The sequence below is a fragment of the Shewanella sp. MF08487 genome, assembly GCF_050848685.1.
GTDB classification, from domain to species: Bacteria; Pseudomonadota; Gammaproteobacteria; order Enterobacterales; family Shewanellaceae; genus Shewanella; species Shewanella glacialipiscicola.
The window spans coordinates 1-15,687 of record NZ_JBOZPB010000013.1 but is presented as its reverse complement, the minus strand read 5'-3'; the positions used below and the strand labels follow the sequence as shown (position 1 = coordinate 15,687).

Here is a 15,687-nt window from a genome sequence, read left to right as displayed (position 1 = left end):
GAGAGAGAGGTGCAAACCTCTCTCTCTTTTTATTATCATCTTCAAAAATCTGCTGTTTTTTCGTTCTATAATCATTTTTAACTCTCACTTTACATACCACTTTAGAAATAGAAAGATCCAAGTCACACATTAGCAAAGGCCTTGGAGATTTTAAGGTCATGTTAGGTTAGCCTTTCCTTGGGGAATTCTATTTCCAGCATCCACTTGAATGCTTCTACTGGCCAAAAAATACAGACATAGATCTGTTGGCTTTAGAACATAGTGTTTAAGCAATGCCAAACCTATGCAGGGAAAAAATGATGAACACACATAAAACTAAAATCGCACTGTTGCTCGCAGCAAGTGCAGTGACTATGGCCTTAACGGGTTGTGGTGGCAGCGATGGTAATTCTGGTGAACCGGGTGAACCAGGTGGCGAGCCCGCAGGCGCCATTAAAACGCTTAATTTCACGTTCGAAAAAGCAATAATAACTGATGGTCTGCCTCGTGTGGATTTTCGCGTTACTAACGAAGATGACATGCCGGTTGTCGGCTTACAGTACTTCAAATTTTATGCAGAACAGCTGGTACCACAAGGGGCAACAGGGGCGGGTAATGCCTCACAGTGGCAATATCTTGTTGACGAGACCTGTGATTTAACGCCTAAGGTAAACAAATGCGCTGGCAGCTTAGTTGATAACAAAAATGGTAGCTACAGCTATAGCTTCAGCACCAACCTCAAATCAAGCACTCGCGCAACCTTTAACAGTGAATTAGCACAACGTATTGTGCTGAATAACTATATCCGGGGTACAACTCCAGCACCACTACCAGATGGCACTACGCTGCCCGTATTTACCGGCATATTTGATTACGTTGCAGACACAGGCGCAGAAGCGACCTATAGCCGCAAAATCGTCACTACCGCCAGCTGTAATACTTGCCACGAAGATGTTATCAACGCTAAACACTACACCAGTGATGTCAACTTCTGCGCCAGTTGCCATACCGAAGGTAAAGTAAAACCTGGGAATGAGTTTAATGTGCTGGTGCACGCAAAACATAAAGACTTAACGTTAGGCTCATTAGACAGCTGTCAAAGCTGTCACACAGCCAGTGATGCTGCGCCAGATTGGGGTAATTGGTCACGTATTCCAACGGCCGCCACCTGCGGAAGCTGTCATAGCAATATCGACTTCGCTGCGGGTAAAGGTCACTCACAACAGCTAGATAACTCTAATTGTATTGCCTGCCATAACAGTGATTGGACTGCTGAACTCCACACAAGTAAAACCACTGAGAAAAAAGCGGTGATTGCTCAGTTAGGTATGTCTGCAGCATTAGCGGCACAAGCTGACGATACTGCGATATTAACTGTCTCTCTCTTAGATAAAGACGGTAACGCCATTGATGCTGCAACAGTTCAAGACAAAATCAAACGTTTAGAAACTGTCACTAACGTTGGCCCTAACTTCCCTATCATGGGCTATAACCCAAGCCCAGGTAGTGGAAAAGCCAAAATAGCAAAAGATTTAGTTAAAGATGGCGCACTGCAAGCGGATGTAACCATAGTTGACGGCAAACTGGTTTTCACTACACCTGCCCTGCCTTTCGGTGCTGGCGATACAGATACGGCCTTTACTTTTATCGGTCTGGAAATGTGTAGCACAGGTACTAGCTTAACGGCATGTACCGTTGATAGCGCAACCACCAGTATGAAAGCAGAGCTCGCCTTTGGTACTAAATCAGGCAACGCCCCAAGCATGCGCCATGTTAACTCAGTTGAGTTTGCCACCTGCCAAGGCTGTCACGGTGATACTTTCGAAATTCACAAAGGCCACCACTCAGGGTTTGTGATGACTGAGCAAGTATCACATGCAAAAGATGCTAACGGTAAAGCTATCGTCGGGGTTGATGGTTGTGTTGCTTGTCATACACCTGATGGTACTTATGCCTCTGGCGCTAACAAAGGTGCATTGGAGATGAAACTGCACGTGGTTCACGGTAAGCAAGGTGTCATCAAAGAATGTACTCAGTGTCATAACGACTTCAACCTAGATGCATTCAAGGTCAAAGGCGCACTGGCGACATCTGCAGGTAAATACACCACGCCAATCACAGCCACTTGTACTTCATGCCACACGCCAGAATCCATTGGCCATGGCTTAGAAAATATGGGCGCGATTGTGAACGGTGATTATGTCCAAGCTAACCAAGCGGCGCAGTCAGAAACGTGTTTCTACTGTCACAAACCCACACCAACAGATCACACTCAGGTGAAAATGTAATTTGCCCAAGCAGGGGGAGTTCGCTCCCCCTTTCTTGAATCTTGTTGGGACAAATTGGGAAGCCTATTATGAAGAACACCTTAAAAATTAAAAACCTATTGCCGGCACTGGTCATATCTTTGACTATGTCTGCTGTGATGTCATTGTGCATAACACCGAGCGCTTACGCCTCGAAGTGGGATGAAAAAATGACCCCTGAACAAGTTGAAACCACATTGGATAAAAAGTTTGCCGAAGGCAACTATTCCCCCAAAGGTGCTGATTCTTGTTTAATGTGCCATAAAAAATCTGAAAAAGTGATGGACCTCTTCAAAGGTGTCCATGGCGCCATTGATTCATCAAAGAGCCCAATGGCTGGCCTGCAATGTGAAGCCTGTCATGGTCCTATGGGTCAACACAATAAAGGTGGCAACGAGCCGATGATCACTTTTGGTAAGCTATCTACCTTAAGTGCAGACAAGCAGAACAGTGTATGTATGAGCTGTCACCAAGACGATAAACGTATGTCTTGGAACGCGGGTCACCATGACAATGCCGATGTTGCCTGTGCCTCTTGCCACCAAGTGCATGTGGCAAAAGATCCTGTGTTATCAAAAAATACTGAAATGGAAGTCTGTACTAGCTGCCACACTAAGCAAAAAGCAGACATGAACAAGCGCTCAAGTCACCCACTGAAATGGGCTCAAATGACTTGTAGCGATTGCCATAATCCCCATGGGAGTATGACGGATTCCGATCTTAACAAGCCTACCATCAACGAAACGTGTTACTCCTGCCACGCCGAAAAACGCGGTCCAAAATTGTGGGAACATGCTCCCGTTACTGAGAATTGTGTTACATGCCACAATCCCCATGGCAGCGTGAATGATGCCATGTTGAAAACCCGCGCACCGCAGCTGTGTCAGCAATGTCACGCCAGCGATGGCCACGCCAGCAATGCTTACTTAGGTAACACTGGTTTAGGTTCAAACGTCGGCGACAATGCCTTTACGGGTGGAAAGAGCTGTTTAAATTGCCACAGTCAGGTCCATGGTTCAAACCATCCATCTGGCAAGCTATTACAGCGCTAAGGAGACGAGAAAATGAAATTCAAACTCAATTTGATCACTCTGGCGTTACTAGCAAACACAGGTTTTGCGATAGCGGCCGATGGGTATGGTTTGGCCAATGCCAATACTGAAAAAGTCAAAATGTCCGCTTGGAGCTGTAAAGGCTGCCTTGTTGAAACCGGAACATCAGGCACAGTAGGCGTGGGGATTGGTTACAACAACGAAAATGATATTCGCTCAGCGAATGCCTTTGGCACTTCAAACGAAGTCGCGGGTAAGTTTGATGCAGACTTAGCCTTTCGCGGTGAAAAAGGTTATCGCGCCAGTGTTGAAGCTTATCAGCTGGGGATGGATGGCGGCCGCTTAGATGTGAACGCCGGCAAACCAGGCCAATATAATGTCAATGTTAACTATCGCCAGATAGCCACGTACAACAGCAATAGCGCCTTAACGCCCTACTCTGGCATGGGTGGTAACAACTTAACCCTGCCAGACAACTGGATAACGGCGGGTTCAAGCAGCCAAATGCCTTTGTTATTGGATAACCTCAATGCCTTAGAACTGTCGCTTAAGCGTGAACGCACAGGTTTAGGGTTTGATTATCAAGGTGAATCGCTGTGGAGCACGCATGTGAGCTACATGCGTGAAGAAAAAACCGGCTTGAAAAAAACATCGGGTGGATTCTTTAACCAATCGATGATGCTCGCTGAGCCTGTGGATTACACCACTGACTCCATCGAAGCTGGCATCAAGCTTAAAGGCGATCGTTGGTTTACTGCACTTAACTACAATGGCTCGATTTTTAAGAACGAGTACAATCAGTTAAATTTCGACAGTACTTTCAATCCTACTTTTGGCGCACAAACTTCAGGTACTCTCGCCCTTGACCCCGATAATCAGGCACATACAGTGTCATTAATGGGCCAATACAACGACAGTATCCATGTATTCACTGGCCGTATGCTTGCAGGACAAATGAGTCAAGACCAAGCGTTAGTCACCTCAGGCTATGGCTATCAAGTGCCGACAGAGGCCGTTGATGCGAAAGTTGACCTCACAGGGTTGAACTTAAAAGTCGTCAGTAAAGTGACTAACTCACTGCGCTTAAGTGGTAGCTACGACTATAGCGACCGTGATAACAATACTCAAATTGAAGAGTGGACCCAAGTCAGCATCAACAATGTCAATGGTAAGGTGGCCTATAACACCCCTTACGATAATACTAGCCAACGCTTCAAAGTGGCGGCGGATTATCGTATTACCCATGGACTGAAGCTTGATGGCGGCTATGACTTCAAACGTGACGACCGTAATTATCAAGACCGTGAAACCACGGATGAAAATACTGTTTGGGCACGTTTGCGCGTTAACAGCTTTGAAACTTGGGATATGTGGGTTAAGGGCAGTTACGGTCAGCGTGATGGCTCGCAATATCAAGCTTCTGAATGGACATCGTCTGAAACCAACAGCCTGTTACGTAAGTATAATCTGGCTAACCGTGACAGAACCCAAGTCGAAGCTCGTGTGACTCACTCGCCCATAGAAAGCCTGACGATTGATTTAGGTGCTCGCTATGCGCTTGATGACTACAGCGATACTGTGATTGGCTTAACTGAGTCAAAAGACACCAGTTATGATGCCAACATCAGCTACATGATCACCGATGACATACTGGCAACGGCGTTTTACAATTATCAAACGATTGAATCTGAACAAGCTGGCAGCAGTAATTACAGCACGCCAACCTGGACCGGATTAATTGAAGACCAGATTGATGTTGTTGGCGCAGGCCTAAGTTATAACAACCTGCTCGAGAATAAGTTACGTCTGGGACTGGATTATACTTACTCAGACTCCGACAGTAACACTCAAGTCAGACAAGGTATCACCGGTGACTATGGCGATTATTTTGCCAAAGTGCATAACATTAACCTATACGCTCAATATCAAGCCAGCGAGAAAATGGCGCTACGCTTTGATTACAAAATTGAGAATTATGAGGATAATGACGCCGCCAATGATATCGCCGTTGATGGGATTTGGAACGTCGTAGGCTTTGGCAGTAATAGCCATGATTACACGGCGCAGATGATCATGCTGAGCATGAGCTACAAAATCTAATCGATAGCTATACTCATATTTAAAATCAGCATTTAAAACCCGCATTTTGCGGGTTTTTTTATCGTAATATTCCCCATTAAAGTCAGTAAATCACGGTAGATAACATTAGAATCTTGAATAAGATCAGACTCTGGCACTAAAGTTAGCCCATAAAAACCTTATTCCTTGAGTTTTGGCTCACTTTAGCGGATCTTAATTCAATCTTTTAGTTAATCCTCTGAGCCCATGCGTATTTATTCTTCACTCTCCCAATCTCAGTGGCTGTTATCACTTTCTGCACTATTGGGGCTAAGCCTATTACCCTTACCCGCCATGGCGTTCGACCCTTCGGGTGGCGCAGCGAGCCTATTTATCATTTTAGGCCTAGGTGGTTTTACCTTAATCAATCTGTTTCTACAGGGCTTATTCTTTTTTGCGGGTCAGTATCGTAGCGCCACTTTTGCCAAACGCCATGTATTAAGCGCACTAATAGTGCCATTAATTGCCATTGCGTTAGCCATTTATGATCATAGAGGTTGGAGTGATTTCGCCCTTAACTTAGGTATTATCTGTGTCGGTATTGGACTGATTTTATTGCCACTACAGCTTTGCCAAATCGATAAGCCCACCAATTGCAATGCTGATTGGATCATCAGCCTAGGGGCATTATTTATCTTAACTTTGAGCTATGTGATTGCCCCATTCGCCTTTTTTACGATTGTGCTAGCCCATATCAGCTTGACCTCTTCACCCCGCAATGTGCCTAAGCTATTAAGTTATTTAGGCTTAGTGCTTGGTTACGCACTTTTTGGTTACTGGATATACCAAACGATAATGATGCTGCAATCTTAATCGTCTATGAATACACTAACTAAAACGCCGCCTCACCCATCCTCTTCAGCGCCCATGGATGAACTATTGATAAAAATTAGGGCCTGCACACTATGTCAGGCCTATTTACCCTTTGCGCCCAAACCGATATTACAGGCCAGTAGCCAAGCGCGGATTTTAATTGCTGGCCAAGCACCGGGCGTGAAAACCCATCACAAAGGTATTCCCTTTGATGATGCCAGCGGCAAGCGTTTGCGTTCTTGGTTAGATGTCACGCGGGAGGAATTCTACGATCCGACTCTTTTTGCTATTGTGCCGATGGGATTTTGTTTTCCCGGTAGTATTGAGAAAAATGGCAAGAAACAGGGCGATAAACCTCCTCGACCCGAATGCGCGGCCACTTGGCATCAACAGTTACTCGCCTTAATGCCACATATTGAGTTAATCGTGATCCTCGGACAGTATGCAATTGATTACCACCTGCCCCGCGAGCCTATTGATCTAATCAGTACGACAGCACAGGCTAGCAAGACGCACTCGAAAAGCATTAAAGTAAAATCAATCACAGTGACGCAAGCAACTGTGCAGTGGCAACAATATTGGCCTAAATACATTGTGTTGCCCCACCCAAGCCCTCGCAATAATCTCTGGCTGAAGCGTAATCCCGAATTTGAGCGCGATATGCTACCCAAACTCAAAATGCGCATTGCATCGCTATTACACCCTTAACAATATACTGGGCACTTGTATGTATCTGCTTGATTCAGCTATCGCGAAACAAATTGTAAGCCGCACAATGAAAATCATCGGCCACAATATCAATGTGATGAACGGCCAAGGAGTGATTTTAGGCTCAGGCGACCCTAAGCGTATTGGCTCAACTCATGAAGGCGCGATGCTGGCGATTGCCCAAAATCGCAATGTGGAGATCAGTCAAGAAGTCGCCTCAGGGCTGCATGGCGTTAAACCCGGCATCAATTTACCCTTGCATTATCAAGGACAAATTATCGGCGTCGTCGGCATTACCGGTGATCCGAGTGAGCTCACACATTATGGTGAGTTACTTAAAATGACCGCCGAAATGATTGTCGAACAAGCAAATCTTCAAGATAAGTTACAGTGGGAAAACCGCCAACGGGAAGAGTTTATCCTGCAGTTGATCAAAGCAGAGAACGACGATGATGCGCAGCTGCACCGCTGGGCCAAACAACTTGAGATAGATATTAGCCTGCCACGGGTGGCGGCCATTATTGAGATCAGCGAGAAAAATACCCAAAAACATAATTTAAAGACTGACGCCATCTCATCGGCCTTGTCCTTAGAAGAGGCATCCACTCAGTCCGCCGATGAACGCAGCCCCAGAGTCAGTGAAATCCTCAAGCAAGTGCTGCATCTATTGCAATATCCTGACCGTGGTAACTTGATTGCCATGACCTCAATGTCGCAATTGGTGATCTTAAAACCAGCCTTTTTAGATGGCAAACAATGGGATCCTGAGCTTGAAAATCAACGTATCGACAAACTGCTACAACGTTTACCCGCGCAAATGGATTTAAACTTTAAAATTGCCCTTGGGCATTTTTTCCCTGAAAAAGGCGGCATCACGCGCTCATATCAAACAGCGCAAGAAACCTTAACCTTGGGTAAGCAACTTAACCCTGAAGCTAACAAATACCTGTTCGAAACCTATTCACTACAAGTGCTGCTTGCAGGGCTTAAACATGATTGGCGCGGTCAAGCCCTGGCATCACCTTATCAGCAACTGGCTAAGGCTGATAAAAATGGACAGTTACGTAAAACCTTAGCGGCGTATATCACTCACTTTGGTGATGCGCAGCAATGTGCTAATGCACTGTTTATTCACCGTAACACCTTAAGATACCGCCTCGATAAAATTCAACAAATTACTCAAACAGATATTCAATCCCTACATGGGCTGTTAAGCCTGTATTTAGGACAATTGATCGATACCGCCACTCGCTCACTTTAACAAGTCAATGAGCAAAAACGCCGTGGCTAAGCTATTTTTTAAGCTGTTGAACCGTCTTTCTCATTTATTCACAAATCAATTGAAAGATTTTTACCGTATTGCCTTTCTTATACTGCAATCAATGCTAAAACATCATTCGACTCAATCCATTGAAAGGAATTGCAATGAACCCAATAAAACTCACTTTACTCGCTAAAGCATGCCTTATTACCGGCTTTGCGCTAACTTCTCCAACATTACTCGCAGCTGAGAAAACTATTCCAGAATTGGTTGATGCTGTGAATGGCACGCCCGATGCAGCAAGTCGAGAAGCAGGTAAAAAAGTCAAACTGCGCAATCATACTAAAGGTTTTTGTACCTCAGGCAGTTTTAAGCCCAACCCCAAATTACAAGACACGCTAGCGATTCCCTTTTTTAATCAAGATGCGATTAAAGTAACGGCACGTTTTTCACTCGGTGGTGCGAACCCAAATATTTCAGACAAAACGTCGGGTCGTTTTATGTCGCTTAAAATTGATGGCGATAAAGAAAACCTTAACTTCGTGACCACGAATGTTCCCGTATTTTTTGCCAGCAATCTTGACGAGTTTTTTACCTTTCAAACAAAAAGTAAACAAGGTGCTGAAGGTAAACAATGGCTGATTGACAATCAGCCACACGCTAAAGCCTTCTTCGACTATGTTAAGCAATTGCCTCCTAGCCCAAGTTTTGCCAATAGCCCTTATTACGGTATAAACAGTTTTCTGTTTACCGCTAAAAATGGCGAGATACAACCGGGACGCTGGATTTTTGAACCCGTAGCAGGCACTGCAGCGCTAAGCACTGCTGAACTTGCCAATCTTAGCGATAATTTTTTACAGGCTGAATTACTCAAGCGTATTCAAACCCAGCCAGCGCAATGGAATCTTTATATTCAACTCGCCGAAAAAGACGATGAGATAAATGATCCAATGGTTATCTGGCCAGAAACCCGTCAACGCTTATTAGTCGGTCAAGTGATAATTAACGGCGAACGAGACAGCGATACCCAAGTTCAACAGTGTGATAAAGGCATATTTAGCCCAGTGTTACTGCCAAAAGGTATTACGCCTTCGGCCGATCCCATCCTCAATGCGCGCACACCCGCCTACGTGGAATCCCTTATTCGTCGCCTTTAAGTGCGCATAAACCTAAATCCTCATATCGAAGGTTGGCAAATAAGAATATTTGCCAACCTTCTGCGACAAAATAAAATCAATTACCTGCCTAATTACCATTAATTTCTGTGCATACGCACAAAAATTAATGGTAATAATCCCGCAATTCCGTGGTTTTAGCCAAAGCTATTCAATTAGACCTGCACAATAATAGAATGACCTTAAAGCAGCCCTTATTGGACTTAACCCCAAATAAAAGCTGCGCCCTACAATATCAGTCAAGAAACTCACTCAAAAACTTCAGCCAAGAACTGAACGGGACATAATATGAACTTAGTGCTTATTCTCATTGGCGTGATTGCATTTATTGTTATCGCGACCTCAAAATTTAAACTCCACCCCTTTTTAACCTTAGTTCTGGCCGCTTTTATCGCGGCCTTTGCCTATGGCCTACCGAGCGGAGAAATCGCTAAAACCATTACCACAGGTTTTGGCAATATTTTAGGTTATATTGGCCTCGTGATCGTCTTGGGGACGATTATAGGTATCATTCTAGAAAAAAGTGGCGCCGCCATTACCATGGCAGATGTGGTGATAAAAATATTGGGTAAACGCTTCCCGACATTAACGATGTCGGTCATCGGTTACCTCGTCTCCATTCCAGTATTTTGTGACTCGGGTTTTGTTATTTTAAACTCATTGAAACAATCAATGGCGAACCGCATGAAGGTTTCTAGCGTCTCGATGAGCGTAGCCTTAGCCACAGGTCTGTACGCCACTCACACCTTTGTGCCGCCAACACCGGGCCCCATCGCCGCTGCGGGTAACTTAGGTCTAGAGTCTAATTTAGGCTTAGTGATTGGTGTAGGTCTATTTGTAGCCGCTGTGGCTACATTAGCAGGTATGTTATGGGCCAACCGTTTTGCCGGTGTAGAACCCGATGGTGAAGGTGCAGACGAGCTTAAAGCTCAGGCAAACGACTATGAAACTCTCAAAAAAAGTTACGGCACACTGCCCAGCCCACTAAAAGCATTTGCACCGATATTTGTCCCTATTATATTGATTTGTTTAGGCTCTATCGCTAATTTCCCCTCAGCGCCTTTAGGCAAAGAAGGCTTGTTTGACGCGTTAGTGTTCCTCGGTCAGCCGGTTAACGCGCTAATGATTGGTCTATTCTTATCGCTGTCGTTATTAAAAGGTAAGAATAAAATCAGTGAATTCAGTGAGCGTATTAGCCAAGGGCTAGTCACAGCCGCACCAATTATTTTGATCACTGGTGCGGGCGGTGCGTTTGGCGCGGTATTAAAAGCGACGCCTATTGGTGATTTTTTAGGTACATCACTGTCGGCACTGGGCGTTGGTATCTTTATGCCCTTTATCGTTGCCGCTGCGCTTAAATCAGCCCAAGGTTCATCGACTGTGGCTTTGGTTGCGACCTCAGCATTAGTCGCGCCTATGCTTGGCGATATTGGTCTTGGCAGCGAGATGGGCCGAGTATTAACGGTAATGGCCATTGGCGCAGGCGCAATGACGGTATCCCACGCCAACGACAGCTTCTTTTGGGTTGTCGCCCAGTTTAGCCGCATGAGCGTACAGCAAGCTTACAAAGCGCAAACTATGGCAACGCTTATCCAAGGTGTGACCGCCATGGTGACCGTGTATCTGTTAAGCCTAGTGCTGCTCTAAAATGCTGTATTCTTGATTGAATACAATATGATATTAATTTAATAGTGTCCCTTGGGCGCATAGCGCGCCCAAGATATCTGTGTTACACGCCCTAATCATTGCAACAAATTCATGCGCCAACGCTTTATATAAATCTATTTTATATAAACTCCATGTTGGCACAGGGATATTGTTGCCCCAAAAGTAAGTGGTATTGGGTTAAATGTTCAACATTGAGCCCTGCTTTATCCCATTTAGCTGTAGGATTTTTAATGAAAATAGTTATCGCCCCCGACTCATTTAAAGAAAGCTTAAGCGCGCTCGACGTAGCCAATGCTATTGAACAGGGCTTAAGACAAGTTATCCCTGACTGCGATATCATCAAAATTCCCGTTGCCGATGGTGGCGAAGGCACGGTGCAGTCTATGGTTGATGCCACGGGTGGCAGCATTATTAGCCTAGAAGTCATGGGCCCACTTGGGCTAAAAGTACAGGCGCACTATGGCATTCTCGGTGATGCTTTAAATACCGATTCAGCTTCTAGTACAAGCTCAATCGACAAGTCGCATCAACATAGCGCGATTGCCGTGATTGAAATGGCCTCAGCATCTGGCTTACATCATGTGCCAAGGGAGCAACGTAATCCGCTACTGACTACGAGTTATGGGACGGGTGAGCTGATTTGTGATGCGCTAAATCGGGGGATAAAGCACATTATTTTAGGGCTGGGCGGCAGTGCCACCAACGATGGCGGCGCGGGGATGGCCCAAGCGCTGGATATTTTATTGCTCGATAATCAAGGTAAAACCCTGCCTTCTGGCGGTGCAGCATTAGCAAATCTTGCAAAAATTGACGCTTCAAACGCACATCCACTACTGCGTGCATGCAGTTTCGAAGTCGCCTGTGATGTTGATAACCCGCTGTGCGGCGAACGCGGTGCCTCGGCAATTTTTGGTCCGCAAAAAGGTGCGACGCCCGAGATGGTTAAGCAGCTAGATGCCGCTCTTGCCCATTATGCCGATGTGATTGCCCGCAATGGCATGACAGATCACCGTGAACATGCGGGAGCAGGTGCTGCGGGCGGCATGGGCCTTGGCGTGATGGCTTTTTTAAATGCCGAGCTTAAACCCGGTGTCGAGATTGTGATGCAAACCGTTGGCCTTGCTGACAAAATCCGTGGCGCTGATTTAGTGATCACAGGTGAAGGCCGTATCGACGGGCAAACCGTGTTTGGAAAAACCCCGATGGGTGTGTTAAAGCAAGCCAAACTGCAGGGCATTCCCACTATCGGTATCGCGGGCTGCCTGGGTGAAAACGCCAATGCCATATTGGATCACGGTATGGCGGCTATCTTCCCTATCATCCCGCACTTAAGTCCGCTTGATGATGTGCTGGCCAATGCCAAGCTAAACCTTTGCAATACCGCCCGAAATATCGGCGCGGTACTCATGTTAGGCCAGCGCTAATTTTTAGGGCTAACGCGAGTTTTTAGGGCTAATGCTCAGGCTTGATGAGTGGCTCGTCGAGTTAAACATAAAGGCGCCATAACGGCGCCTTTGCTTATTTAGGCCGCACGCTTTGGTAACACAAAATTTTAGTGCTTGATGCCTAAAAGGCCTTGCAGTAAAGTGAGCTCCCTTTTTAGTATTCCGCAGATTGAACATTTGAGAGTCACTGGTCGAAAGTCACTGGTCCGTTATACTCTTCGAGCAAATTTGCGGTTTCACTATAAAAATTAATAGACGGCAAGCCCCATGACCCAGAAACTCCCTCGCCAAGCCACAGCATCCGAAGAAAGTCTGCTCCGCATTTTTACTGCACCGGAAGATGCAGGATCAACGCTGAGTATTATCGAGCAGAAGCTCTCCGAGGACTTAGCAGGCTTTTTGGGTGACAGTATCGCCGCGCTCGAAAAACCCTTATCGGAAATCGAAACCGATTTTCAAGCCTTTGAGATCCCAACTCAGCCGCGTTTCGTCTCCGATTACACCGACGAAATCATGCAAAATCTGGTTGCGCATTCAGTGCACACAGCCGCACCAAGCTTTATCGGCCACATGACTTCGGCACTGCCCTACTTTGTATTGCCACTGTCAAAAATGATGGTCGGGCTCAATCAAAATCTGGTCAAAATAGAAACCTCTAAGGCATTTACGCCGCTTGAACGCCAAGTGCTCGGCATGATGCACCATTTGATTTACGCCCAAGATACGGATTTTTATCAAAGCTGGATGCACAGCGCCAATCATTCCCTCGGCGCATTTTGCTCCGGCGGCACGGTGGCCAACATCACGGCCCTGTGGATTGCCCGTAACCAATTATTAAAAGCCGATGGCGAGTTTAAAGGCGTCAGCCGCGAAGGATTACTCAAGGCGCTACGCCACTATGGCTATGACGATTTAGCGATTTTAGTCTCGGAGCGAGGCCACTATTCGCTAGGCAAAGCCGTCGATCTGCTTGGCATTGGCCGCGACAATATCATCAGCATTCCCACTGACAGCGATAACAAGGTCGATGTCGCGAAAATGCGCCAAGCCGCCCTTGAACTTGCCAGTAAAAACATCAAAGTGTTGGCGATTGTTGGCGTGGCTGGCACCACAGAAACCGGTAATGTTGACCCACTGACAGAATTAGCGGCGCTGGCAAAAGAGTTAAATTGTCATTTCCATGTGGATGCAGCGTGGGGCGGCGCAAGTTTATTATCCAATAAATACCGCCACTTACTCGCAGGTATCGAACTTGCCGATTCAGTTACCATCGATGCCCACAAACAAATGTATGTGCCCATGGGCGCAGGTATGGTGTTATTTAAAGACCCAGAGTTCGCCCACGCCATTGCCCATCACGCCGAATACATTCTGCGCCGTGGTTCAAAGGACTTAGGCAGCCAAACGCTCGAAGGTTCACGCCCCGGCATGGCGATGTTAGTGCACGCTTGCTTACAGATCATCGGCCGCGATGGGTATGAAATCTTAATCAACAACAGCCTTGAAAAAGCGCGCTATTTTGCGGAAAAAATCAAAGCCCATGAGGATTTTGAGCTGGTCACTGAGCCAGAACTGTGTCTGCTGACTTACCGTTATGTCCCCGCCTGTGTGCAAGCCGCCATGCAGCTTGCCTGTGAGCAAGCAGACACAGTAAAACTCGCCCGCTTTAACGAGCTGCTCGATGGCCTCACTCAGTTTATTCAAAAGCACCAACGCGAACAGGGTAAATCCTTTGTCTCCCGCACCCGCATTCAACCAGCCCGCTATTTTAGACAAGCGACCGTGGTATTCCGTGTGGTACTAGCCAACCCCCTCACCAGCCATGACATTCTCAATCAAGTGCTGGTCGAACAAAGCGAAATCGCCGCATTAGATAACGAGTTTTTACCCGCACTCATGGCGATGGTTACCCAATAGCAACTTTCAGATAAAGCAGATAAAGATTTAAAAATAGCAAAGCAGCCCCAGAGTTCCTTGGGGTTGCTTTGAATTGATGATTTTGGGTTTTCGATAGCAATTTGAAATAATAAAAGGCAAAATCAACATTAGTCAAAACCTCAGTTTTAACCTATCATTCATGTAATTAAGCCATTATATATCAATCTGTTACACGCCGAATTCAACTACTTCCGTGACTCGCCGTGAAGCCATCCATGGCGGCTCTACGATGACATCCATGTCATCGAAGGTCACGTCCGCAGTTAAATTCACCTTAGCTAATTTCTGCGTAATCTTCAGTACATGGAAGAACAAATACCGCGATCACATAGCAGCGATGTTAATCACATTCTATTGGGATGATGGTGTGAAAGAGCAACCATGAAAGCTGTGGGTGTCCTCACTATTTTCACTTCCTCACTCTTTGTTTTCTAAAAACTACTTAAACGCTTTAACAAAGATTTAAACGGGTTTTAAACTAGGTTATGCTGCGGATGCTTGATATGGGAATAAACTAACAGAAGGTTGCATGCGCTTACTTAAGACTCTAATGCTTGTCAGTGGTGCTAAACCTTCGACTAATAGTGATCGAGTAGAACTTCCAGTAAGTATTCCACACACCAAAAAAGTAACAGGAAGAGGAACCACACAGCCTGATTCTGATGGTTTAACCCTTCAATTTGGATTAGTGTTCTTAGTATTAATAAAAAGGTTTATAAATTAAAGTTACCTATCCCTGAAAAAATAAATGGCAATGTACTTAAAACTGTCATCCTCATTGTTATGGTTTTTTTCTACCTAGCGATGATTATTCACGGTATTGAAACTAAACATCCTTTTTTGAAAACATTAACCGATGTTGCTCAAATAATGGGAGGATTAGCGGGTCTTATTGCATCTTATGCAGCATTGGTAGGTGTTTATTCTTGGCGTAACCAAATAAAAGCAACAGTCAAATACAATAAGTTAGTCAATTTTAGGCAGAAAATTTCACAATGTAACAACATATTTACATCAACTTTTGAGATGAGTAATCTGCTGCTAACTATGAGAAAGTGTGGCACAGATATTAGCCAGTATGAGACAACGTTTGAGTTACTAGGGTCTGTTGATCTTTCGAGAGTGATTTTTAGACAGCATGGCAAGACGTTATAATTTGCTTCGCCAAAAGTAACCATAACCTCAAGCCATGCCAAGACTTATGCTAACCGATGAACGCTGGGA

General features: G+C 45.5%; 11 protein-coding genes. All 11 read left to right on the top strand.

The genetic code is table 11. The annotated features are described in order from the left end of the window. Positions 1 to 296 precede the first annotated feature (296 nt). The 11 genes from ACRN9H_RS10595 (at position 297) to ACRN9H_RS10545 (ending at position 15,618) form a co-directional block, all read left to right on the top strand. Positions 297 to 2,267 (top strand): OmcA/MtrC family decaheme c-type cytochrome, encoded by a 1,971-nt coding sequence (locus tag ACRN9H_RS10595; protein WP_432313623.1) that lies wholly within the window; start codon positions 297 to 299, stop codon positions 2,265 to 2,267. Between the two features lie 68 nt (positions 2,268 to 2,335). Beyond that, the gene (gene mtrA / locus ACRN9H_RS10590) at positions 2,336 to 3,337 is read left to right on the top strand and encodes a decaheme c-type cytochrome MtrA (RefSeq protein WP_432313622.1); all 1,002 of its coding nucleotides are present in this window, start codon (positions 2,336 to 2,338) and stop codon (positions 3,335 to 3,337) included. A 12-nt stretch (positions 3,338 to 3,349) separates the two neighbouring features. Then, positions 3,350 to 5,437: an MtrB/PioB family decaheme-associated outer membrane protein gene (locus ACRN9H_RS10585; protein ID WP_432313621.1), complete on the top strand. Its 2,088-nt coding sequence runs from the start codon at positions 3,350 to 3,352 to the stop codon at positions 5,435 to 5,437. Positions 5,438 to 5,662: 225 nt separating this feature from the next. Continuing rightward, on the top strand, positions 5,663 to 6,268 hold the full coding sequence (locus tag ACRN9H_RS10580) for a hypothetical protein (RefSeq protein WP_432313620.1): 606 nt from the start codon (positions 5,663 to 5,665) through the stop codon (positions 6,266 to 6,268). 54 nt (positions 6,269 to 6,322) lie between these two features. Further along, positions 6,323 to 6,976: a uracil-DNA glycosylase family protein gene (locus tag ACRN9H_RS10575; protein WP_432313689.1), complete on the top strand. Its 654-nt coding sequence runs from the start codon at positions 6,323 to 6,325 to the stop codon at positions 6,974 to 6,976. Between the two features lie 19 nt (positions 6,977 to 6,995). Beyond that, positions 6,996 to 8,237: a sugar diacid recognition domain-containing protein gene (locus ACRN9H_RS10570; RefSeq protein WP_432313619.1), complete on the top strand. Its 1,242-nt coding sequence runs from the start codon at positions 6,996 to 6,998 to the stop codon at positions 8,235 to 8,237. A 164-nt stretch (positions 8,238 to 8,401) separates the two neighbouring features. Further along, a complete protein-coding gene (locus ACRN9H_RS10565; RefSeq protein ID WP_432313618.1) occupies positions 8,402 to 9,394 on the top strand; it encodes a catalase family peroxidase in 993 nt (330 codons plus the stop codon). A gap of 306 nt (positions 9,395 to 9,700) precedes the next feature. Continuing rightward, positions 9,701 to 11,059: a GntP family permease gene (locus tag ACRN9H_RS10560; protein WP_432313617.1), complete on the top strand. Its 1,359-nt coding sequence runs from the start codon at positions 9,701 to 9,703 to the stop codon at positions 11,057 to 11,059. A gap of 251 nt (positions 11,060 to 11,310) precedes the next feature. Further along, entirely contained in the window at positions 11,311 to 12,504 is a 1,194-nt protein-coding gene (locus ACRN9H_RS10555) for a glycerate kinase (protein ID WP_432313616.1), read from the top strand. A 288-nt stretch (positions 12,505 to 12,792) separates the two neighbouring features. Then, positions 12,793 to 14,442, top strand: a complete 1,650-nt coding sequence (gene panP, locus ACRN9H_RS10550) for a pyridoxal-dependent aspartate 1-decarboxylase PanP (RefSeq protein ID WP_432313615.1) — start codon at positions 12,793 to 12,795, stop codon at positions 14,440 to 14,442. 861 nt (positions 14,443 to 15,303) lie between these two features. Further along, positions 15,304 to 15,618, top strand: a complete 315-nt coding sequence (locus ACRN9H_RS10545) for a hypothetical protein (protein WP_432313614.1) — start codon at positions 15,304 to 15,306, stop codon at positions 15,616 to 15,618. The last annotated feature ends 69 nt before the right edge of the window (positions 15,619 to 15,687 follow it).

Excerpts from the sequence above, each read along its gene's own strand:
- ACRN9H_RS10560 (WP_432313617.1), top strand. The coding sequence starts at position 9,701 with ATGAACTTAGTGCTTATTCTCATTGGCGTGATTGCATTTATTGTTATC.
- mtrA (WP_432313622.1), top strand. The coding sequence starts at position 2,336 with ATGAAGAACACCTTAAAAATTAAAAACCTATTGCCGGCACTGGTCATA.
- ACRN9H_RS10565 (WP_432313618.1), top strand. The coding sequence starts at position 8,402 with ATGAACCCAATAAAACTCACTTTACTCGCTAAAGCATGCCTTATTACC.
- ACRN9H_RS10570 (WP_432313619.1), top strand. The coding sequence starts at position 6,996 with ATGTATCTGCTTGATTCAGCTATCGCGAAACAAATTGTAAGCCGCACA.
- ACRN9H_RS10595 (WP_432313623.1), top strand. The coding sequence starts at position 297 with ATGATGAACACACATAAAACTAAAATCGCACTGTTGCTCGCAGCAAGT.
- ACRN9H_RS10555 (WP_432313616.1), top strand. The coding sequence starts at position 11,311 with ATGAAAATAGTTATCGCCCCCGACTCATTTAAAGAAAGCTTAAGCGCG.
- ACRN9H_RS10580 (WP_432313620.1), top strand. The coding sequence starts at position 5,663 with ATGCGTATTTATTCTTCACTCTCCCAATCTCAGTGGCTGTTATCACTT.
- panP (WP_432313615.1), top strand. The coding sequence starts at position 12,793 with ATGACCCAGAAACTCCCTCGCCAAGCCACAGCATCCGAAGAAAGTCTG.
- ACRN9H_RS10585 (WP_432313621.1), top strand. The coding sequence starts at position 3,350 with ATGAAATTCAAACTCAATTTGATCACTCTGGCGTTACTAGCAAACACA.
- ACRN9H_RS10575 (WP_432313689.1), top strand. The coding sequence starts at position 6,323 with ATGGATGAACTATTGATAAAAATTAGGGCCTGCACACTATGTCAGGCC.